Raw genomic sequence first — 21498 nt, 5'->3', positions numbered from 1 at the left:
CAAGGCTAGCAACAAACCAAGGTGCTGGCCCCTATAATAGCCAGCCATCTGCTTTGCTCTGCTCCAGGCCTACGCTAAGAGGCTAAGACCTTACTGAGTCATGATGTTAAGCCAATCATTAACCCACTGTTTGCGGTTTTGATTGATTTGAGCAGTATCTAGCTGCAATACCTGGGCAGGTTTAATTAGCTTACCGTAGGCTTCTGGCATGTCTGTAGGCGTGTTTACAGGATACATCACGTTGCTTAGGGGTAGGTGTTTTTGAAAGCCCTCACTCACCATGAAGTTGAGGAAATCGTCGGCAAGCTCTGAATTTTTAGACGCCTTAAGCTTAGCCGCAACTTCCACTTGGAGATAATGACCTTCTTCAAACGCAGCCGCTTGGTATTGCTCTGTACCTTCAATAGCCATATGGTAGGCAGGAGAAGTGCTGTAGCTTAATACCATGGGGGCTTCCCCCGCTAGGAACAAACTAAAATAAGCTTCGCTCCAACCTTTGGTGGTGGTTAAAATATTGTCAGACAATTTGGACCAAGCTGCATCGGTTTTGTCACCATAAACAGACTTCATCCACAATAATAAACCTAATCCTGGCGTACTTGAACGTGGGTCTTGAATGATAATTTTTAATTCTGGCCCAGCGTTCACTAACTCATCTAAACTCTTAGGCGGGTTAGGCATAAGTTCGGTGTTGTAAACAAATGCAAAGTAGCCATAATCGAATGGCACAAAGGTATCGTCTTGCCAGTCAATGGGCATTTCTAAAGCCCTGGTATCCACTGTGTGGGTAGTAAACAGACCACTTTTTTTAGCGTCATCGACTAAGTTTAAATCTAGCCCTAGCACTATGTCAGCTTTTGTGGATGCGCCTTCTAACTTTAGGCGCTGCAACATGGCAACAGCGTCTTCCATGCCCACTAGATTTAATGTGCAGCCACATTGCTCTTCAAAGGTGGGTTTTATGAGTGGTCCCATACCCCAATCTGACACGAAGGAATCGTAGGTATACACCGTAAGTTCTTTTTTGGGTGCATCGTTAGCTAACGATGGCGTGGTGGCAATCAATAAACTAAGACAAGTGGCGGCAAAATAAGCCGTATAATGAGACATAAGTACTCCTAAAAATTAACTGGTTAATTTCTATGACGGCCAATGATACATTGGCACTATTAGGAGGAGGGAGCGGCGCAAGGCTGGCTTACGTGGATGCGTTTCCTTGTTCCCTACGCTGGCATTATCCAGATCAGGTCCAACGGGATTCACATAAGTGATCTCAGCCCAACGCGTTAATTTTGAAATTAACTAGGCACCCCGACAAGTCATAGTGGGCGTAATATAGACTAAAGTTAGCCTTGATTGCAAGGCTAGTACTGATGATTATTAGAATGTAATATATTTGCACTAAGGTTTAAATATAGTACAGATTTATTGTTTCAATTATCTTAATGGAAGTACCCTTATATGCTTGGAACCGAGGACCTTTGGTTATTCATCAGCGCAGGCATTGCCCTCAATCTAGTTCCTGGTCAGGATTTTGTATTTGTTGCCAGCCACAGTGCCAGCCAGGGTTTTGGAGCGGGTTCCGTGGCAGCTCTGGGGATTGGTGCAGGTACCCTAGGCCACATATTTGCTGCTGCTTTTGGTATTTCGGCACTATTGGCAGCTTCCGAAAATGCCTATCTATTGATCAAGGTACTCGGGGGTTTGTATTTGCTCTATATGGGTTTATCTATGTTATTTAAACGAACCGTACCGGCAAATAGTGTGTTTGTTTCGCTTAGCACCTCATCCAACAAAACTATTTTTTACCAAGGTTTTTTAACCAATGCCTTAAACCCTAAAGTGGCGTTATTCTTTATCGCTTTTGTGCCACAGTTTATTGCTGCAGATTCAAGCAACGTAAGCTTATCATTTTTATTTTTAGGGTTTTTATTTAGCTTTAACGGCCTTATTTGGTGCTTAATAGTGGCTTGGTTTAGCGCCAACATTAGCGCCAAGTTAAAACACCAGGCACACCTGAAACGCTGGAGCAACCTGCTGGCAGGAGGCCTATTTAGTTATTTTGGTATTAACCTTTTAATGAGCTCAAATCACTAAAATACTTCTGTAATGCAGGGGCAAAATAGATGATTTCTTTATAAGTCGCCACGGCTTTGGGCATCGAACTTATTACCGTTTTTAGTTGCGTTAGTGCATGGGGCACCTGAGTTAGGTTCATCATCGGATAGATATAAACCCTTATGGTAAAAGCTATGGCGTTGGTTTGAGGTAACCGTGTGAGAGTTTGCCGTTCGCAGCGGTAATATAAGGGCGTATTGGCTGCATGAATCACCTTATCTTCAGGCAGTTGTGCCAATTGTGTATTCGCCTGCAGTGACCAATTAAATCTCTGAATCGGCTTTTCTACTGTGAGGTAATCAAAAAAACGATCTATTTTTGGCGTCAACTTTTGATGAATGGTAGGCACGGGGTCATGAATCCTTGCCATAGGCTGGCCTATTTTTTCTGCCAAATGCCAGCTGCTCGGGCTGCACAAACTTGCTGCCGTAAGGCAATAGTGGCCATCTAATTTCTGCATAATGAGTAAATCATCCGCTACCCATAATGATGCCTGCCACAAAGGATGGGTGTTGGCTGCAGCCAACTCAATGCCATTAGGCAAATAGCTCAACCCATCTGCAACAGGACAGTATAAATGACTATGTTGATCTAGCAGGTGTCTCTTTAGCTCAAAAGCCAGCTCCTGTTGGGCCACATAGGCACTCGGCAAGGCGTCGAATATATGCTGCTGCTGTAATTCCTTTAATAACAGCTTATGTTCCAAGTATCTTGGGTAGTGTTCATCTGGCTCAATCCAATTACGTCTATCTATAGGCTCCAGACCCATAGAAATAGGATCTTTGTGCTGCATGTGTGGCAGGTATTTGGGCACCTCAATGGCAATATTAATCATGCTCATGGCGCTGATCCACCACCTGCTCAACACGCTCTATAAGCAGGTCGATTTTCTTTTCCAGCTCTTTATTGTGCATCAAAATATCACTATTTTGCTGACGCAATTCTCTATTTTTTATATTTGTGTCTGCAAAACCAAGAATACGCTCGGCAATGAGGGCGCCAATAAAACCCACTAATCCCACCCCGACATAGAACATCAATGCCACCACCATACGCCCACCAATAGTGACGGGGAAATGGTCTCCAAAACCAATGGTACTGGCGCTCATTTGTAAGGTCCAAAAGGCATCAACGTAGGAGTTTATATTGCTATTTAGCGCTCCTCCTTCAAAATGCTGTAATGCCAAGGCCAATAGGGCAATAACGCTGTAAAGGAAGCATACACCAGCGGCCCCTAATGCTAATAGGCTATAGTTTCGAATGCCGTACTTGTCTGTTTTGTAGATGTGTTTATTCATCACCAGAATCTCTATTTTGAGGCCTCAGCCACCATACGTGCCGCAACAAAATCTTCAATGGAGGCGCCTACAGACTTAAACAAAGTGATACTTTGGCTGAGCCTCTGGTAGCTCATGCCACTTAGTTGGTGTAGATCTGCCTGAATATCTGCCATATTAAAAAACCCTTCCCTTGCAGCCTGTAACAAGTCTCCAGCTTCACCGTGAGCACCGGCATAGGTATCGACAAACACCTTGCTTTTGGCTACCAGCTCACCATCGGTTTCGCGCAAATCTGGGCGATATGCACCCACCAGATCAATGTGTGTACCCGCTTGCACCCACGCGCCTTTCACTAAGGCTTGGCTAGACAAAGTACAGCAGCTTATAACATCAGCTTCGCCACAGGCCTGCTCCAAATCACTAATGGCTTGAGCGCATTTAATTTCGCTAGCCACCGCTGTTGCTTTGGCTTGATCGCGGCCCCAAATTAATACCCTATTGATTGAGGGTCGCACACACATATGGGCGTGGACCAATTCTAGGGATAATCGCCCTGTGCCAACAATGAGCAGTGTTTGTGCATTTTTGGGGGCTAAGTAACGGGCAGCAAGTGCGGATGTAGCGGCAGTTCTTCGTGCTGTAAGTGTTGCTCCGTCTATTAAAGTAGACCAAGCGCCTGTTTCGGCATCGGCCACAAGCACTTGAGCTTGTATAGCAGCAAGACTGCGGGCCGAATTGCTGGGTACTACGTTAACCAACTTCACTACAACCCCTGCATCTTGTGCCCAGGAAGGCATAATGAGCAAGGTACGGTCTGCTTGTGCAGGCTGGCTATGGCTCACAAGTTCGGGCACGGAATAATGCAGTCTTGGTGGCGCAGTAGCTGCCTCTTCACCTTTGGCAAAGGCATCATCCAACGCATCAATGAGTTCTGGGTATGGTAATAACCGTGCAGTTGTTGCCCCATCAATTACATGCATGATTCTATCCTTCCAGCTCATCTATGGTCCAATCTAACGCTGGCTGATACCAATCTGTCAGGGTTACTTGAAGCTGCCGTAAGGAGTGAATCAGCTGCGCTTTGTCAGCTATGGTGAAGTTAATGTGCCCGACTTTACGAACAGGCCTCACTTCTTTGCCATACCAAAAAACTTCGGCGCCTGGTAAAGCCAACCAAGCTAAATTGTAATCGATGCCAATAAGGTTAATCATGACACTGTTGTGCTTGATAACAGCAGGCGCAAGGGGCAAGTCTGCCGTTGCTCGTACATGGTACTCAAACTGGCTGATACTAGCACCCGATTGAGTCCAATGCCCACTATTATGCACACGTGGCGCAAGCTCATTGATAAGTAAGCGCTCACCTACTCTAAACAGCTCCATAGCCATTACGCCCACGTAATTAAGCTCATCCATTACTTTTTCAAGCATGGTTTCTGCTTCGTTTTGTAGGCTATATAAGCGCTCTAGAGGCGCCAAGGTTACCGTTAGAATACCGTCTTGATGACGGTTGAGTGCCAGTGGGTAGTAATGACATTCCCCGGCCCGATTTCGCACTCCAACAATGGACACTTCTTCGTCGAAGGCAATGGCTTGTTCTGCAATAACCTTATTGTGCCAGCCTTGGGGAATGGCACTATTTTGCCCTTCAACTAACCAATGTTGACCACGGCCATCAAATCCACCGGTACGCTGTTTAAGCAATACTCGCCCGCCATAATGGGCGTGTAGGCTGTTGGCCGTATGCTGATCTTCTACCAGTTGCCAAGGTGCGGTGGCTAAATTCAACCGGTCTAACAACTGCTTTTGTGTAACACGATCCGCCACCAAGCCAAATACATCTTGGTTCACAAAGTTGGGATGTGCAGCAAGTTGATCTGTGGCCTTGGTGGATGGCCACTGTTCGCGCTCTGCAGTAATCACATCTTCGTCTTCTAGAGGCAGGTTAGCATCCAACTCAATATCCACTGGGCGCAAATCAACTCCCAATGGTTGAGCAGCATGTTTAAGCATGGCTCCTAACTGACCCGCTCCCAATACCCACACACGTTTTATTGCTGGTTTCATAGCGCTTGAATTAACCTTTCCTTGGGTCGGGGTTATCTAATATAGCTTGAGTTTGTTCGGTGCGGAAAACTTCAATTCGTAGGGCCAGGTCAGCATCTTGGTTAGCCAGTATTTGGCTAGCCAGTAGGCCTGCATTAAAGGCCCCGGCACCGCCAATGGCCATACTTCCCACAGCCACGCCACGAGGCATTTGCACAATTGAGTAAAGGCTATCAACTCCACTTAAGGCTTTACTTTGTACCGGCACACCCAGCACGGGCAAGCGTGTTTTAGCTGCCACCATACCGGGCAAGTGAGCTGCACCACCAGCACCAGCAATAATCACTTGAATACCACGGCCCGCAGCTTTAGAGGAAAACTCCATGAGTTTGTCTGGCGTTCGATGAGCAGAAACCACTTCTACTTCGTAACTCACCCCCAAACGATCCATAATTTGCGTGGCTTCCTGCATACATGACCAGTCACTCTTAGACCCCATGATAACGGCAACTTTTGCGCCCATTGGTTATCCTCCAATAATGAAGTATAAATTTTACCACAGGGCTCCATAAGGCTAAACAAAGGAAAGTAAAACTAGCCTAATTCATTCAAAATTTGTTAAATTAAGCCCATGAAAGACACACTAAACAATCTACAAGAAAATATTCTAGCCAGTAAGCACTGGATTTTTGATATGGACGGCACCTTAACCATCGGTGTGCACGACTTTACCATGATGAGAAGTGAGCTCGGTTTAGCTCCAGACGAAGGTATTTTGGAGACCGTGCAAGCCATGCCCCCTGAGCAAGCCGCACCCATGTGGGACAAAATTAATGCCATGGAGTATCACTTTGCCAGTTTAGCTAAACCTATGCCTGGCGCATTTGAACTACTCGAACACCTTCAAGAAAAGGGTGTCAATCTAGGCATATTGACTCGCAACGTTATGCCCGTTGCCTTACAAACACTTAAAACTTGTAACTTGGATGGGTTTTTTACTGCTAACAATATTTTGGATCGAGCTTCTTGCGAGCCTAAGCCTCATCCCGCTGGGATAGTATTATTGTTAGATCAATGGCGCGCAAAACCCAGCGATAGCGTGATGGTTGGCGACTACTTGTTTGACTTGGAAGCCGGCAAGGCGGCCAACATTGCCACAGTTCACATTGACACATCGGCACAGCACCCGTGGCCCCACATGACCGATTGGGGAATTAAAGATTTACACCAGCTCATAGATAATTAAATAATGCTTATCAGCCACCTTTAAACCCTAGGACTGCCGGCGGGTATGGGACGGTGTTACTTCAAAGTACTGCCGATAACATTTGCTAAAATGCGGGTACGACACAAAGCCACAGGCCAGTGAAATATCACTCATACTTAGATGAGTTTGCGTGAGTAATTGGTGGCATCGTTTAAGGCGCAGCTCCAAATAATAACGCGTGGGGGTGCTACCTAAGTAACGCTGAAACTGACGCTCAATTTGTCGCCGTGTAATGCCAACTAAAGAAGCAATTTCTTCGGCTGACAACATTTCTTCCATGTTGTTTTCCATTAACCCAATAATGTCTTTAAGGTTTTGTGGCAACTGCGCATCAGCCTGATCACTGAGGAATGCCGGTTCACCCGCGTCATTAATACGATCACAGGTAAGAATATCGCAAATTCCTCGCACAAAGGGCCTGCCTCTCGCCTCTAACATGAGTTCTAGCATCATATCTAAAGCACTATTACCGCCGGCACAACTAAAGCGCTGGTTGTCGATAACGTAAGCTTTATCTTTCAAATTTATATCGGCAAAACTTTCCCTAAAACTGGCCCTATTTTCCCGATGGACCACACAAGCTTTACCATCAATAACACCCGCGTGGGCCAATGCAAATAAACCGTTCCACAAAGATCCCAGGGCCTTTTTTTGCACTTCAGATTGACGCAAGAATTTAATTAATTGAGGTGGAGCTTGCAGCTCTACTCGCAAACCACCACAAACTACAAAAGCGTCCATATGGTCAAGGTTAAGCTCCCCTAATGCTTGATCAGCCATGGCAGCAAAACCCAAATCACTGCACACAGCAGCGCCATCTAAGCTCACCAAACGAAAGGTGTAGAGTTCTTCTTCACTAAGCAAGTTAGCGGTTCGCAAGGCATCTAAAGCAGAGGTTAGGGCCATCATGGAGAAGTTTTCTTGCAACAAAAAAGAGAAGTTGCGCAGCTCGCCCGGCTGTTTGTTAGTTACTGGGGCACGCACCGTTTCTAGGGGAAACACCTGCACCTTGGCTTTAGGTTGTATGGGTTCATTCATAAACTAACTATACCACTAATTTTCAGGAGGACCCGAGCAACTTGAAAAAGTGACGAGATGACTTGTAAGTCTTACTGCTTAGCCATACGATTCATGCCAGAATAGGCATATCAACAAATATTTGAGTTTTATTTATGAATTTCACCGGTACCGAAAAATACGTCGCCACCAAAGACTTACAAATGGCTGTTAACGCTGCTGTAATCTTGCAGCGCCCTTTGCTTATTAAAGGAGAGCCTGGCACCGGCAAAACACTACTTGCAGAAGAGGTTGCCGCTGCATTGGGGATGCCACTAATGCAATGGCATGTGAAGTCCACTACCAAGGCCCAGCAAGGCCTTTACGAATACGATGCTGTGTCACGCTTGCGTGATTCACAACTAGGCAGTGACCAGGTTCACGATGTGGGTAACTACATTAAAAAAGGCAAGCTATGGCAAGCGTTTGATGCAAATGAACGTGTTGTGTTATTGATTGATGAAATCGACAAGGCAGACATTGAATTCCCTAACGACCTGCTGGTAGAGCTGGACAAGATGGAATTCCATGTTTATGAAACTGGTGAACGGGTTCAAGCAAGACATCGCCCAGTGGTGATTATTACCAGTAACAACGAAAAAGAGTTACCTGATGCGTTTTTGCGCCGCTGCTTTTTCCATTACATTAACTTCCCCGACAAACACACTATGAAGGCTATTGTTGATGTGCACTACCCAGACATTAGCCAAGCTCTGGTGGCAGAAGCCATGCAGATGTTTTTCGATGTGCGTGCTATACCTGGCCTCAAAAAGAAACCATCCACCTCTGAATTGATTGATTGGCTCAAGCTTCTTATGGCCGATGAAATACCCGAAGATTTATTAGCTAATCGTGACCCAACCAAAGCTATCCCTCCACTTTATGGCGCTTTGTTGAAAAATGAACAAGACGTTCAATTACTTGAGCGACTTGCATTTATGGCCCGCAGGGAGCAACGGTAGTTTATTATGTTGGTTAACTTTTTTTACACTCTAAAGCGTGCTGAAATTCCTGTTTCCATCAAAGAATACTTGGTGTTGCTGGAAGCCCTTCAACAACATCTAGCTTTTGCAGACATGGATGATTTTTATCACCTTGCCCGCATTTGCCTGATTAAAGATGAGGCTCACTTTGACAAATTTGATCGCGTATTTGGTGCTTATTTTAAGCAACTAGAAAGTCTAGAAGATGTACTTAGCGCACTCATTCCAGAAGAATGGCTGCGCTCAGAATTCATCAAGCAGTTGAGTGATGAAGAAAAAGCCAAGATCAAGTCTTTAGGTGGGTTAGAGGAACTCTTAGACGCCTTTAAGGAGCGCCTCAAAGAGCAAGAAAAACGCCACCAAGGTGGTAGTAAGTGGATTGGCACCGGAGGCACTTCCCCATTTGGTCACAGCGGTTATCACCCAGAAGGCATTCGTGTGGGTGGTGAAAGCCGCAACAAGAGTGCTGCCAAAGTATGGGAAAAACGCCAATTTAAAGACCTTGATGACAACGTTCAGCTAGGTACGCGCAACATTAAAGTAGCACTACGTAAATTGCGGCAATTTGCTCGTACAGGGGCAGCTGAAGAACTGGATTTAGACCACACCATTAGCGCTACGGCCAAAAATGCAGGTATGCTGGATCTTAAGCTAGTTCCCGAGCGCCACAACGCAGTAAAAGTGTTACTTATGCTCGATGTTGGTGGCTCTATGGACCCCTACATCCAAGTGTGCGAAGAATTATTTGCCGCTTGCCGTACTGAGTTCAAACACTTAGAGCACTTTTATTTTCATAACTTCGTTTACGAAAGCCTTTGGCGCAACAACATGCGAAGGCAAAATGAGCGTACCTCTTTACACGATATTATTCACACCTATGGGCGGGATTACAAAGTTATATTTGTCGGTGATGCCTCCATGTCGCCCTACGAAATCAGCAGTCCTTACGGTAGTGTAGAACACATGAATCCAGAGCCTGGCCATGCGTGGATGCAGCGTCTCACCACCCATTTCGATAAAGTCGCATGGCTTAATCCCGTCGCAGAGGACCATTGGCGTTACACTCACTCCATTGGCCTTACTCAGCAGCTCATAGATGACAGAATGTACCCCATGACTTTGAGCGGCCTCAGCGATTCTATAAAGGCGCTTGCAAAGTGACTACCCCCTCAAACAACAACCCTGTCATATGTACTTGTTTTGATATCCGTCAGGATACTGTTGAAGCGGCGATTGCAGAGGGCCATGATGACTTTCGTAAATTACGCGTGGCACTTGGAGTGGCTGGAGATTGTGGCAATTGCCACCGGACTATTAACAAGCTACTTAAAGTCCACCGCCTCGTCAATGTGCCTACTAAGGAGGCTCTCTTGAGGCGTCGATTCCCAGTGCCATGGCAACATATGAGCCATGCAAAAGTAGAGCAAGAATATTCTCCCAGCTCCTGTGTAGATGACATCATGGTGTATATCAACGATTACATCAGCCACTCTAAGGATGCTCAGGGTAAGCTGAGCTATCAGAGCAACCTTGCCTATAGCGATAGTATAGGCGAATTGCTTGATTACTTTCCTGCTCAAACTGGTGGCCCTTTGGTGATTTATATTCACGGCGGTTATTGGCAGAAACTGAGTAAAGACGATTCCTGCTTAATGGCTCCAGGGTTACTGGAACAAGGTATCAATCTAGCAGTAGTGGACTATACTCTTGCCCCAGAAGCCACTATTAACCAAATGATTGCTCAGTGCTGTCGCGCTGTGACTTGGCTAATTGCCCAAGCTCAGAAACTTGGCTTTGATACCAACAAAGTAATTATTGCTGGCAGCTCTGCGGGTGGGCACTTATGCGCTTCAGTGTTACAGGCAGCTCAACAAAACCTGCATGGCCTTAGTGCCCAATCTATCTCCGGTGCGGTGTTACTCAGTGGGGTATATGACCTCCGTCCGTTAGTTGACACCTACGTCAACGAACCGTTAAACCTCACTGCCCAAAGCGCAACAGACCTAAGCCCAGGTCTTTACAGTAACCAAGGTTTTCCACCTTGTATTATTGCCTACGGCAGCAACGAAACCCAAGAGTTTAAGCGCCAAAGCCAAGAGTATCACCAACAGCTGCTCAGCGATGGTGTTAGTAGCCAGTGCTTTGAAGTAGCCGGCCGCAATCACTTTGACATCGTGTTTGATCTGGCCATTGAAAGCTCCAGTATCAACAAACGGGTCAACCAATTAATAACTGAACTTAGCCTTAAAAGTTAATCGCTGGGTGCCATCCAGCAATGCATAGACGGTATTACTTTTTGCAGACATGGTGGCGCAGCTTAGGCTGCTTTGCCATTGATCGGTAGGTATCCAAGCAATCTCTCCAGTCAGTGCCCTGAGAGCGCCATCGGGAGTGCCAATGTGTGTGAGCGACCAATTGAACTCATCATTATTAAAGCTATCATTAACACCTAGGCTATAAGTTACGTCTGTTCGGTTGCTGGCCACCGGCACTAACGCTGAGGTGAGGTAACTGGCTTGATAATTAAGCCAGTGCTGCGCTGTTAAGCTAGCGTTCCACTGTCGATCACCATTGTTTAGCTCTAAGCCAAGAGCAGTATCTAAACGATTATTGGCAGTTAGGCCGGTGTAGCCTAGGTTATGCTCTAAGCCCCGTTTGTAGGCTACATCGAATTTAACTAGATCGTCATCGATGGCTTTGTTCCAGCTGTAACCGATCAATTGGTAGGCCTTTGCCGAAGCCATTGCTGTGGCTAAATTGCGTACTGGCGTATTAGGTACCATATAGCCTGTATAGATGGCCCAATCACTACCTGCCCCTGTGTGGCCATATTTAGCACCCCACTCTTTCGCCACGCTGGTGGTTAACACCACGCTTGGTAGTTCAGTGACACTGGGGTCTAGGCCAACAAACCAAGACACTTGCGCTGATGGCATATAATAACTGCCACTCACTAGCCATTGTGGCGTAAATCCAGTTTCGCTGCTGGTGAGGCTAGGTTCTGGGTTGATCACGTCCAATACTCCAGAACCTTCTACTTCCCCCCAGCTCTGTATGAAACGGCCAAGCTTAATGCTGATATCAGCTAAGCTGTACTGCAGCACCAAACGCTCAACTTCCAGCAGACTAAAATGACCTGTAACGGATTTATTTGTGTCGCCTTGCCAATATTGTATGGCCTTTAACTCCAATGCTCCATATCCCCATAGGCCAACAGGTGCCTCACTTGATAAACGTGCATCTGTGGAGTGATTAGTGCGTTGATAACTGGCTTGGGGGTTAAGCGTCAACTTGTGCTCCACACTAAGCTGTAAAGGCTTATTTTGTGCAACGATAATGCTTTCTTCCAATAAGGCATCATCGGCAAACAAATCTCCACCATCGTATAAATCGTCACCCAGTAAGTTGTCATTTAACAGATCATCACTTAACAAGTTATCACCTGCTTGAGCTGGCATGCCAACAAACATAACAATTAAGCACAAGGCAATCAGTCTCTTTACCACTTCAATGCCCATGTCTATTGCACCTGCTCCCTAAGGGTTTGTAGGTGCCTCTGCCTAAAGGCTTGGTCAGTCAGCGCCCGCTGCGTTAAAAAACCGTCATTAATGTTAAGCCCAAAGCTTATCGCTTTTATTTTCATATTAGTTAAACGTTGACTCACTAAATTTTTGAAGGTCATGCTTCTAGCTAACCAAATGCCATTAATTTTCTCAACTTTAGCCACCGATACCTGTTTAATGGCATTACCATGTTTGTCAAACATTTGCATTTTTAGACTTATAAAACGTTCCGTATCGACCCATGTTCTTACTTTGCCATAACGAGTGTGCTGTAAACGTTGTGGTGTAGGCACAGATTCAATCACTGCTACTGGTCGGCCTTTATAGGTTCCACGCTGCAAAATTTTATAGGTGTAATCATCCAATTTACCCGTTTCTTGGTCTTCGGTGGTTATTTCTGAACCAAACATACTAGTGGGCTCGGTCGCCTCATCATCACTACCCGAGGCAATACGTTTTACCTTACCCAGTGCTGATAAATAGAGCCAAGTTTCGTTGTCTTTATCACTAGCATCATAGGTATAGGTCAACATGCCAATGCCCCTTTCACTAGGAGGCTCCAGGATGATGGCGATGGACTTACTGTCTTTATTATTAGCGCCTATATTAATTTGGGCACTTTCTAATAGTTTAATGCGGGGCTTTTCTACACACTTGAGTTTGCCATCTTTAGTGCCATATTTGCAGGTAGTGAGTTGCATTAGGTTGAAAGATGAATCTGTAGTTTTTAATCGATTTTCATCCATTTCTTGCACTAACTCACGGGCAGTCATTTCTGCTTGGACAACGCCCACCACCAATAGACTAAGACTGAGTAGCGCCATCGCCTTGATTAACCGCATTATTTAGCTCCTTTAAATTGCAGATTATCTGTCACGTTTTGTTGGCCAAATTTAGGTTTAAATACCATGATTAAAGCCGGGAAAAATAGCAAGTCGCACAACAAGGCCACAAAGATAGCTAACGACCCAAATGCACCCACCTTGGCAAGACCCAAATAATTGCTAAAGCTCAGCATAAAAAAACCACAACCTAGTACCAAACTGGTAAAGGTTACGGCTTGGCCCACTTCTTTAATGGTGCCTACCAAAGCCAAACGCATATCACTGTGCTTAGCCAATGCCATTCGATAGTGGGTAATAAAGTGAATAGTATCGTCTACGGCAATACCTATGATCAATGGGGCAATCATTAAGGTGTCTGTATCTAAAGGTATTCCCATCAACCCCATGAGGCCAAAAGCCAATGTTGCTGGTATCATATTTGGGATGATAGACATCAGTCCTGCTTGGACTGAACCCAAAGTAAGCACTAACAAACCCGAGATAATAACCATAGCTAAGGCTAAGCTTTTAAACTGGTTATTACTCATATCATCCATCAGCCTCATCATCATGGCCAAAGTGCCTGTCACATGAACATCCATATTGGGGTATTGTTCTCCATGACCAGCAAAGGCTTCTTCAATATCAATCTGCACCAGTTCAAAAAACTCTGCATATTCACTAGAACCGGCGTTTCTAAGTTGCACGCTGATGTGACTCTGACTGTAATCATCATTCACCAAGGCGCGCCGCTCTTCTGGGTTTGAACTATTAAATAGGTAAAGCAGTTGAGAAACGGCTAGCTTGTTATCAGGAATGGTTTTGTAAACATCGCTACCATCTTGCATGATGGCATGGGTGTTTTTAACGAGGTCAGCTAAGGAATTAGTACGAATAACATGATGGCTGTATTTGTTTTCTATTTGCCGCTGGAGGCGGTCCATAGTTTGTAATACGTCAGCTTGCATCAAGGCATCAGACTGCTGCATATCCACAAAAATTTCTAGGCTACCAGTACCCATCATATGCTCATCAACTACGTTATAAGCCGTTCTTAGTGGCGAGCCTTCACGATAAAGTTCAGCAATATTAGAGTCTACCTTTACCTGTGTCGCTCCATACAAACACACGGCAAATAAACCCACAAAAGTAAAATTTATTGTGTATTTGTATTGCTGTGCAAAGGCTGGAATTTTATCCAACAAGTCCTGCAACCAAATGCCACTCAGTAACCATTGCAAACCACTGCGCCGCAAAATAAAACGAATAGGCCATAACAATAACCAAATCAACTTAAGCAACATGGCCATAGGCCATACCAAGTAGGATAACCATAAAAGCCAGCCAAGCTTTTTGGGAGCTGCCTTTTCCATAGGCATAGGGTGCCACAAATCCATTAGGGCTGGCAGTAAAAAAATGGTGTATAAAAACGCCAAAAATACACCTGCCGCAGAGGTCACACCAAACATCACAAACTGAGCCATCCCGGTGATGGTTAATGCCCCCATACCCGCCATGGTGGTAATGGTAGTGAGCAATATAGGTAATCCAGTTTTGCCATAGGCTTTGGATAGAGCAAGCTCATGGTCATGCCCGTGACGCCGGAAATACACATAGCTACTCAAAACGTGTACACAATCCGCCACACCTACGGCAACAATCAGCATCACCGTTAAACTAATGAGGGTGCTAGATTCTAAGCCTAGCCATCCCAAGGTACCTACGACAAATAAGGCGCTGATACCGATAGCAATTTGTGGCCACAAGACAGCGCTAGCAGAGTGAAATAGCGTCCACAGTAGGACGTTAATCACCAACACCATACCTAACAGCAACATCCCTGCCTGCATCAGATCATCTACTGCAAGCTCAACCATAGACGCATTGCCAATGGGGTAAAAGTTAAACTGTTCTACAAATTCTGGCTGTTTATATAAGCGACTCACGGCCTCCATAAAAGTGAGATAGAGGCCTGAGTCCATGTCTTCAAAACGCACCTCAGCTTGGCTGGCTGTAGCGTCAAAATTAGTCGATAAACCATCATCAAAGTCGTCTGCTAACTCAAGTTCGTCATCTGCCATCAAATCATTAGTGTTTTTTCCAAGGCTTTGTGCCAATGGAATTGCGCCAAAATCTGTAGTCACCATAATGGCGCCATAACGGTGATTGTTAGAGAACAGGAATAAAGGTAAATTGCTTTGGGCCATAGCGATGGCTTTAACCTGTTCGGTTTCGTCACTATCCATAACCAAATTTTGGATCAATCGGGGTGAGCTTAAGGTATCTCCATCATTCACTTGAATACGTACATTAGTGAGAGATTGCACACGTTTTATGTGATCGAGTTCAACAGCTAATTCAAGGGTAATCCCGGCTGCCTCTAGGGTGCCTTGGGGGATGTCCTGCCAGTGGCTAAGGCTGCTTGTGAGCTGGTCGACTAGGCGTAAAGAGGCGGCAGAGAACACGTCTCCATCTTTAGCTTCATAAACAATAAATAAACCGTCATCGCTACCAAATTGATCACGGAACTCGTCTAGGCTTTGTAATACTGGATCGTCTTCGTTAAACCATGAGTCTACAGTCACATCAATAACAAACTTGGTGCTACCTACCGCCATAAATATAGTACTGGTTAACGCCAAGGTAATAATGCCCCAACGCCAAGGCCGCAGGCGATTTGGCAATCGTTCAAAATAGTCACTGATGGCCAACAGAAGATTTTTCACGATACAACTCCAAGCGAAGCAATAGGTTTAATTATAGAAAACCTATCAGAAGCAAACAATATGTGACTTTTGTACTAAGCTTTTATTATGATAAAAAGGAATTTACTAATCGGTGCCTTCATAGCGCTGCCGTGGCTTACTGCGTGCAGCATTGGTACCACAGTGGAACCAATGCAACGGCAGTTAGCTGCAGACATATACGCTCAGTTAGCGTTAGGTTACATGGAAAGCGGACACTTAGCTCTTGCTGAGCAACGTTTAAATAAGGCCTTGCAGCTGATGCCTAATGGCCATCTTACCCTTAAGGCCGCCCAACGATGGCAGACTATGCAACATACTCAGCCATAAGACACAGGGTAATCGTGGCAATAACACCTAAAATGCTGTTTTCATCGCCCGCCTTAGTTATACTTACGGAATATTTAGTTAAATTGTTCCGTTAAAAGGACTTGAGCCATGTTAAACCAATCTGTGAAAGCCGTGAGCTTAGTACTTGGTCTGGTATTTATGACAGCTTGCACCATGCCTGCCACCACCATCCCAACTGCTGGTGGTAAAACCTTAGCCGGCGATAGCCCTGTAGTAGCTAATTCTTACGCCGATATCCCTATTTCTGCTAATGACCAATTGGCAGTAGACCAGTCTTTGTTACTCAACACTGGTGAACAATGGATTGGCCGCGCTGTGTTAAAATCTAAATTAGATACGGTGCAGGCATTTGATTATTATATGACCAATATGCCTGATCATGGTTGGATTAACATCACTTCTGTTCAGTCAGAAATTTCCGTACTCACCTATGAAAAAGGTAGCCGTGTGGCTACCATTCAGATTAAACGGGGTACTTTGCGTGGCAGCCAGATTTCGGTCACTGTATCCCCACGGGATGCTATTGCTCAGTAAACCAATTAAGCACGCTTATATATGGGGTTGGGTAATCCACTCATGTGCGCGTTTGTAAATAGTCTGCCAGGTTGGCTTTCTCTGTTGTGCTAAGGAACAAGCCTAATTTACTGCGGCGCCACAAAATATCATCGACATTACAAGCCCACTCATGGGTCACCAAATAGTTAACTTCTAGTGCATATAAACCGGCACCAAAGTGCTGTCCTAAATCGGTCAACACCTTAGCATCACGCAATATTTGATAGATCAACGTGCCATAAGATCGAACATAGCGGGCACATAGTTCGATGGGTAGCCATGGGTAATTGCTGTTCAGTTGCGCCTGCAGACTAGCTTGGTCTTTAAAATCACCCCCAGGCAATGTGGACTGCATAGTCCATGCTGGTCCTGCATGTTCAAAATACTCCACCAAATCATCCACTGCCAGCTCTGACAACTTACGATACGTTGTGAGCTTACCTCCAAAAACTGACAAAATTGGAGCCATGCCAGCAGGGGCCTCAACCTCAAAGGTATAGTCTCTAGTCACTGCTTGCGGCGAATCAGACTCATCGTCAAGTAATGGCCTAACGCCAGAGAAGGCCCAACATACATCCGCTGCAGTCAACTGATGTTTAAAGTGCTCATTACTTATACCTAAAATGTAATCAATTTCCAATTGAGAAATAACCACATTAGAAGGGTCCTCTTTATACTCAATGTCAGTGGTACCAATTAGCGTAAATTTGTCTTCAAATGGGATCAAAAATACTACACGACCATCTTTATTTTGTAATAGGTAAGCTTCTTCTTCTGTGTGAATACGAGGCACTACAATGTGGCTACCTTTGATCAGCCGCACTTGTTTTGGTGCCTTCTTCTGCATAGCGTCTTGATAAAGGCTAGACACCCATGGACCTGCCGCATTAACTAGGGCTCTTGCACGCACTTTTTCAGTGTCACCAGTATTGACGTTTTCTAGTGTGATATGCCATAAACGATTGAAACGCTTAATGTTAATGCACCGTGTTTGGGTTCTTATGTCAGCGCCTTTTTGTCTAGCCGCTACTGCATTAAGGACCACTAAACGGGAATCATCAACCCATCCATCAGAATATTCAAAACCACGTTTAATATGCGGTAATAGTGGACTGTAACGCCCAAACTTTATTCCACTTGAAGATTTAAGGGTAACCCGTTTGCTAAGGTGATCATAAAGAAATAAACCGAGTTGGATCATCCAAGCAGGCCGTAAATGAGGGCGATGGGGTATGCGAAAACGCATTGGTTTTATAAGATGTGGTGCCTTATGTAGCAGTACTTCTCGTTCGGCTAACGATTCTCGGACAAGGCGGAAGTCATAATGTTCAAGATACCTGAGCCCACCGTGTATCAGTTTACTGCTATTAGACGACGTAGCTGACGCTAAATCACCTTGTTCACACAAAAGTACATTGAGTCCACGTCCGGCCGCATCTAGAGCGATACCAGTACCATTAATACCGCCACCAATGACGACAAGATCACTAATGTTACTTCCACTGTCCATAGTTATTGCTTCCATAGCTTAATCAAAAAGATCTTTGCATAATATAAGTTATCATTATCCATGATGCCGCAATCCATCATTATTTTATGCAAAAAACTCGTTTAAAAAACGGCCCATAGGCATGGGCCGTTATCTTAAACACCTAATATTGCATTAGGCGTTTTCTAACCTACTGCCAACTCTTAATCAATTCATCGTAATCGATGGTGATTGCTGTTGGTTTTTCGTTAGCTAACTTCGCCTTAGGTGAACCTGGTTGATTAAACCAGTATTCAGGATCACGGGGTTCGTTTAGTTTAGGACCAAGTTCCCCCTGCACTCCAGCACGTTCAAGACGCGCTAACACTTTGTCTTGCGCAGCAGCTAAAGCATCCATTGCTTCCTGTGGTGTTTTAGCACCAGAAGACGCATCACCAATATTCTGCCACCATAGCTGTGCTAGTTTAGGATAATCTGGCACATTGGTTCCTGTTGGAGACCACTGAATACGGGCTGGTGAACGATAAAAATCAACCAAGCCACCTAACTCTACAGCACGATCAGTAAACGATTGATGATTGATATCTGAATCACGAATGAAGGTTAAACCCACGTGGGACTTCCTCAAAGAGGTCGTTTTCGCCACAGTAAACTGGGCATATAACCAAGCAGCCTTTGCACGAACTTCAGGCGTTGACTTCATTAATGTCCAAGAACCCGCGTCTTGATAACCTAGCTTCTGGCCTTCGGTCCAATAAGCTCCATGAGGGCTTGGGGCCATACGCCATTTTGGCGTGCCATCCGCATTCATTACTGGTAAATCAGGATCTATTAGACTAGCAGTAAAGGCCGTGTACCAAAAAATCTGTTGCGCAACATTACCTTGTGCAGGCACAGGGCCAGCCTCACCAAACGTCATACCAGACGCACCAGGAGGCGCGTATGCGTTCATCCAATCACGATATTTGGTGATTGAGTAGACCGCCGCTGGGCCGTTTGTAGCACCACCACGAGAGACAGAAGAACCTACAGGCTGACTTTTTTCGTTAACGCGGATGCCCCATTCGTCAACTGGCAAGCCGTTTGGCTCGCCTTTGTCGCCGGCGCCAGCCATAGACAACCATGCATCAGTGAAACGCCAACCTAATGAAGGGTCTTTTTTACCATAGTCCATATGACCATAGATCTTCTTACCATCAATTTCACCAATGTCGTTGGTAAAGAAAGCAGCTATATCTTCATAGGCCGACCAGTTAACTGGTACACCAAGTTCATAGCCATACTTGGCTTTAAATTTGGCCTTGATTTCAGGGTCAGTAAATAAGTCATAGCGGAACCAATACAAGTTGGCAAACTGCTGATCTGGTAGCTGATATAACTTACCATCTGGACCAGTAGTGAAAGATAAACCAATAAAGTCTTCAATATCCAAAGTAGGTAGCGTCACATCTGCTCCTTCATTGGCCATCCAATCGGTTAGGTTACGAACTTGCTTATAACGCCAGTGTGTGCCGATTAAGTCCGAGTCGTTAACATAGGCATCGTACAAGTTTTCGCCTGACTGCATTTGAGTTTGCAGCTTTTCAACAACATCACCTTCACCAATAATATCGTGAGTCACCTTAATGCCAGTGATCTCTTCAAAGGCCTTAGCTAAAGTGCCCGATTCGTACGTATGAGTCGTAATACCCTCTGACGCGACACGAATATGCATGCCTTCAAAAGGCTTAGCAGCATCGATGAACCATGCCATTTCGTCCATTTGCTGTTGTTTCGTAATGGTCGAGGGTTGGAATTCATCATTTACCCATTTTTTGGCGGCTGCCATATCTGCCACTGCGGCTTGTGCACCAAGCATCAGCACCGCAGAGGCAGCAAAAGCTGCCAAGGGTTTGCGTTTCAGAATTTTCATAAAAACTATCCTCTTATTATTTTTACCGTTACCAAGGCTTGCGCTCTATGGTAACTAATTAAAGGGAAGGACCTAAACAAAAGGCCCTAACCCCAATAAATCCGAATGGATGACCCATCTGGAAAACTTTTTCCTCACAACCTTTATACACCAAAAAAGAAAATATTCAATAATTAATTATCGTTATCGAACATTTTTTGCGTAAATATTCTTAATTGATGCTATATGAATTCGCTTATTAACACTTTCTATATATAAACACAGCCCATATAATGGATAATGCTAATGCCCACCAGAGGCTTTGATCAGTCCAGCGTATCCATCCTAGGTTTATAAAACCAGCACTTAATATGGATAAAAATAATCGGTCTCCACGGGTAGTTTCAAATCTCAACCAGCCTACCCTTGGTCCACCACCTGGCTGAAAATATTCCCATATGCCCATAGCTGTAATTAAGCACACCAACACCACAAAAAATATGGCCACTGGCGTGGTCCATGCCATCCAAGATAAGTCCATCGCCAACTCTCCTATACACGGCCTAGGGCAAAACCCTTGGCGATGTAGTTACGAACAAAATAAATGACTAACGCGCCTGGTACTATCGTTAAAATACCTGCCGCCGCAATGAGGCCCCAATCTACACCTTCGCCAGTCACAGTGCGGGTCAGTACGGCAGAAATAGGCTTCGCCTCTGTGATAGTTAAAGTACGTGCGATCAATAGCTCAACCCAAGAAAACATGAAACAAAAGAACGCCGCCACACCAATACCAGACTTAATGAGTGGCATGAAAATGCGCACAAAAAACTTGGGGAAAGAGTAGCCGTCAATATAGGCAGTTTCGTCGACCTCACGAGGAATACCCGACATAAAGCCTTCCAGAATCCACACGGCTAATGGCAGGTTAAACAGCGTATGGGCAATGGCTACGGCGATATGAGTATCAATCAGCCCAACCGACGAATACAACTGAAAGAAAGGCAACACAAACACTGCCGATGGAGCCATTCGATTGGTTAGTAACCAAAAAAACAGGTGCTTATCACCTAAGAAATTGTACCGGGAGAATGCATACGCAGCAGGTAAAGCAACCACCAAAGAAATCAACGTGTTGAGCACCACATAAGTGATTGAGTTAATGTAACCTGCACGCCATACGGGTTCGGTAAAGATAGTAAGGTAATTGTCCCAAGTGAAGTTTTTCGGCCACAAGGTAAACGCACCTAAAATTTCTTGGTTGGTTTTAAAACTGGTGTTCAGTAACCAGTACAAAGGGATCATAAGGAATATGATATACACCACCGGCA

Annotated in this window: 21 protein-coding genes and 1 riboswitch; of the genes, 7 read left to right on the top strand and 14 right to left on the bottom strand. The window is 45.0% G+C overall.

Annotated features, from left to right (window positions below; all coding sequences use genetic code 11):
* Nucleotides 1-90 precede the first annotated feature (90 nt).
* Nucleotides 91-1110: a thiamine ABC transporter substrate binding subunit gene (gene thiB / locus ABXT70_RS00655; protein WP_443641254.1), complete on the bottom strand. Its 1020-nt coding sequence runs from the start codon at nucleotides 1108-1110 to the stop codon at nucleotides 91-93.
* Between the two features lie 93 nt (nucleotides 1111-1203).
* Nucleotides 1204-1324, bottom strand: a riboswitch (TPP riboswitch).
* A 137-nt stretch (nucleotides 1325-1461) separates the two neighbouring features.
* Here thiB and ABXT70_RS00650 point away from each other — a divergent pair.
* Nucleotides 1462-2097 (top strand): LysE family translocator, encoded by a 636-nt coding sequence (locus tag ABXT70_RS00650; RefSeq protein WP_443641253.1) that lies wholly within the window; start codon nucleotides 1462-1464, stop codon nucleotides 2095-2097.
* On the opposite strand, the gene ABXT70_RS00645 is transcribed toward ABXT70_RS00650, so the two are convergent.
* Genes ABXT70_RS00645 through purE form a run of 5 tightly spaced genes read right to left on the bottom strand, consistent with a single transcriptional unit; the run spans nucleotide 2069 to nucleotide 5967 of the window.
* Nucleotides 2069-2959, bottom strand: a complete 891-nt coding sequence (locus ABXT70_RS00645; protein ID WP_443641252.1) for a heme-dependent oxidative N-demethylase family protein — start codon at nucleotides 2957-2959, stop codon at nucleotides 2069-2071. The genes ABXT70_RS00650 and ABXT70_RS00645 overlap by 29 nt on opposite strands.
* A complete protein-coding gene (locus ABXT70_RS00640) occupies nucleotides 2946-3416 on the bottom strand; it encodes a potassium channel family protein (RefSeq protein WP_443641251.1) in 471 nt (156 codons plus the stop codon). Before ABXT70_RS00640 ends, ABXT70_RS00645 begins: the two co-directional genes overlap by 14 nt.
* A gap of 11 nt (nucleotides 3417-3427) precedes the next feature.
* Nucleotides 3428-4378 carry an ornithine cyclodeaminase family protein gene (locus tag ABXT70_RS00635; RefSeq protein ID WP_443641250.1) on the bottom strand — a complete coding sequence of 317 codons (951 nt, stop codon included), beginning with the start codon at nucleotides 4376-4378 and terminating at the stop codon, nucleotides 3428-3430.
* Between the two features lie 4 nt (nucleotides 4379-4382).
* Nucleotides 4383-5465, bottom strand: a complete 1083-nt coding sequence (purK, locus tag ABXT70_RS00630; protein ID WP_443641249.1) for a 5-(carboxyamino)imidazole ribonucleotide synthase — start codon at nucleotides 5463-5465, stop codon at nucleotides 4383-4385.
* A 10-nt stretch (nucleotides 5466-5475) separates the two neighbouring features.
* On the bottom strand, nucleotides 5476-5967 hold the full coding sequence (purE, locus tag ABXT70_RS00625) for a 5-(carboxyamino)imidazole ribonucleotide mutase (RefSeq protein WP_443641248.1): 492 nt from the start codon (nucleotides 5965-5967) through the stop codon (nucleotides 5476-5478).
* A gap of 108 nt (nucleotides 5968-6075) precedes the next feature.
* Between purE and ABXT70_RS00620 the strand changes: the two genes are divergently transcribed.
* Nucleotides 6076-6690, top strand: a complete 615-nt coding sequence (locus tag ABXT70_RS00620) for an HAD family hydrolase (RefSeq protein WP_443641247.1) — start codon at nucleotides 6076-6078, stop codon at nucleotides 6688-6690.
* A 27-nt stretch (nucleotides 6691-6717) separates the two neighbouring features.
* Here the strand turns inward: ABXT70_RS00620 and ABXT70_RS00615 are convergent, their stop codons facing one another.
* The gene (locus ABXT70_RS00615) at nucleotides 6718-7749 is read right to left on the bottom strand and encodes a GlxA family transcriptional regulator (RefSeq protein WP_443641246.1); all 1032 of its coding nucleotides are present in this window, start codon (nucleotides 7747-7749) and stop codon (nucleotides 6718-6720) included.
* A gap of 134 nt (nucleotides 7750-7883) precedes the next feature.
* Between ABXT70_RS00615 and ABXT70_RS00610 the strand changes: the two genes are divergently transcribed.
* The 3 genes from ABXT70_RS00610 to ABXT70_RS00600 are packed head-to-tail and all read left to right on the top strand — an operon-like array spanning nucleotide 7884 to nucleotide 11005.
* Nucleotides 7884-8729, top strand: a complete 846-nt coding sequence (locus tag ABXT70_RS00610; RefSeq protein WP_443641245.1) for an AAA family ATPase — start codon at nucleotides 7884-7886, stop codon at nucleotides 8727-8729.
* A 6-nt stretch (nucleotides 8730-8735) separates the two neighbouring features.
* On the top strand, nucleotides 8736-9911 hold the full coding sequence (locus ABXT70_RS00605) for a vWA domain-containing protein (protein ID WP_443641244.1): 1176 nt from the start codon (nucleotides 8736-8738) through the stop codon (nucleotides 9909-9911).
* Nucleotides 9908-11005: an alpha/beta hydrolase fold domain-containing protein gene (locus tag ABXT70_RS00600; protein WP_443641243.1), complete on the top strand. Its 1098-nt coding sequence runs from the start codon at nucleotides 9908-9910 to the stop codon at nucleotides 11003-11005. The genes ABXT70_RS00605 and ABXT70_RS00600 overlap by 4 nt, the downstream gene beginning before the upstream one ends.
* Here ABXT70_RS00600 and ABXT70_RS00595 read toward each other — a convergent pair.
* From ABXT70_RS00595 to ABXT70_RS00585, 3 genes are read right to left on the bottom strand one after another with little or no spacing between them, the layout of a single operon-like run.
* On the bottom strand, nucleotides 10976-12268 hold the full coding sequence (locus ABXT70_RS00595) for a hypothetical protein (RefSeq protein WP_443641242.1): 1293 nt from the start codon (nucleotides 12266-12268) through the stop codon (nucleotides 10976-10978). The genes ABXT70_RS00600 and ABXT70_RS00595 overlap by 30 nt on opposite strands.
* Before the next feature lie 2 nt (nucleotides 12269-12270).
* Nucleotides 12271-13155, bottom strand: a complete 885-nt coding sequence (locus ABXT70_RS00590; RefSeq protein WP_443641241.1) for an outer membrane lipoprotein-sorting protein — start codon at nucleotides 13153-13155, stop codon at nucleotides 12271-12273.
* Nucleotides 13155-15863, bottom strand: a complete 2709-nt coding sequence (locus ABXT70_RS00585; protein ID WP_443641240.1) for an efflux RND transporter permease subunit — start codon at nucleotides 15861-15863, stop codon at nucleotides 13155-13157. Before ABXT70_RS00585 ends, ABXT70_RS00590 begins: the two co-directional genes overlap by 1 nt.
* An 87-nt stretch (nucleotides 15864-15950) precedes the next feature.
* Between ABXT70_RS00585 and ABXT70_RS00580 the strand changes: the two genes are divergently transcribed.
* Both ABXT70_RS00580 and ABXT70_RS00575 read left to right on the top strand, forming a co-directional pair.
* Complete coding sequence (locus ABXT70_RS00580) at nucleotides 15951-16211, top strand: hypothetical protein (RefSeq protein WP_443641239.1); 261 nt, start codon at nucleotides 15951-15953, stop codon at nucleotides 16209-16211.
* A 108-nt stretch (nucleotides 16212-16319) separates the two neighbouring features.
* The gene (locus ABXT70_RS00575; RefSeq protein WP_443641238.1) at nucleotides 16320-16766 is read left to right on the top strand and encodes a hypothetical protein; all 447 of its coding nucleotides are present in this window, start codon (nucleotides 16320-16322) and stop codon (nucleotides 16764-16766) included.
* 40 nt (nucleotides 16767-16806) lie between these two features.
* Here the strand turns inward: ABXT70_RS00575 and glpD are convergent, their stop codons facing one another.
* The 4 genes from glpD to ABXT70_RS00555 form a co-directional block, all read right to left on the bottom strand.
* Nucleotides 16807-18297, bottom strand: a complete 1491-nt coding sequence (gene glpD, locus ABXT70_RS00570) for a glycerol-3-phosphate dehydrogenase (RefSeq protein WP_443641237.1) — start codon at nucleotides 18295-18297, stop codon at nucleotides 16807-16809.
* 169 nt (nucleotides 18298-18466) lie between these two features.
* A complete protein-coding gene (locus ABXT70_RS00565) occupies nucleotides 18467-20188 on the bottom strand; it encodes an ABC transporter substrate-binding protein (protein WP_443641236.1) in 1722 nt (573 codons plus the stop codon).
* A 238-nt stretch (nucleotides 20189-20426) separates the two neighbouring features.
* A complete protein-coding gene (locus ABXT70_RS00560) occupies nucleotides 20427-20708 on the bottom strand; it encodes a DUF2160 domain-containing protein (protein ID WP_443641235.1) in 282 nt (93 codons plus the stop codon).
* A gap of 11 nt (nucleotides 20709-20719) precedes the next feature.
* Nucleotides 20720-21472 carry a carbohydrate ABC transporter permease gene (locus ABXT70_RS00555; RefSeq protein ID WP_443642468.1) on the bottom strand — a complete coding sequence of 251 codons (753 nt, stop codon included), beginning with the start codon at nucleotides 21470-21472 and terminating at the stop codon, nucleotides 20720-20722.
* Between the last annotated feature and the right edge of the window lie 26 nt (nucleotides 21473-21498).

Source organism: Candidatus Njordibacter sp. Uisw_039, from assembly GCF_047730075.1.
In the GTDB taxonomy this organism is placed as follows: Bacteria; Pseudomonadota; Gammaproteobacteria; order Pseudomonadales; family Balneatricaceae; genus Njordibacter.
This window is presented reverse-complemented; position numbering and strand designations above follow the sequence as displayed.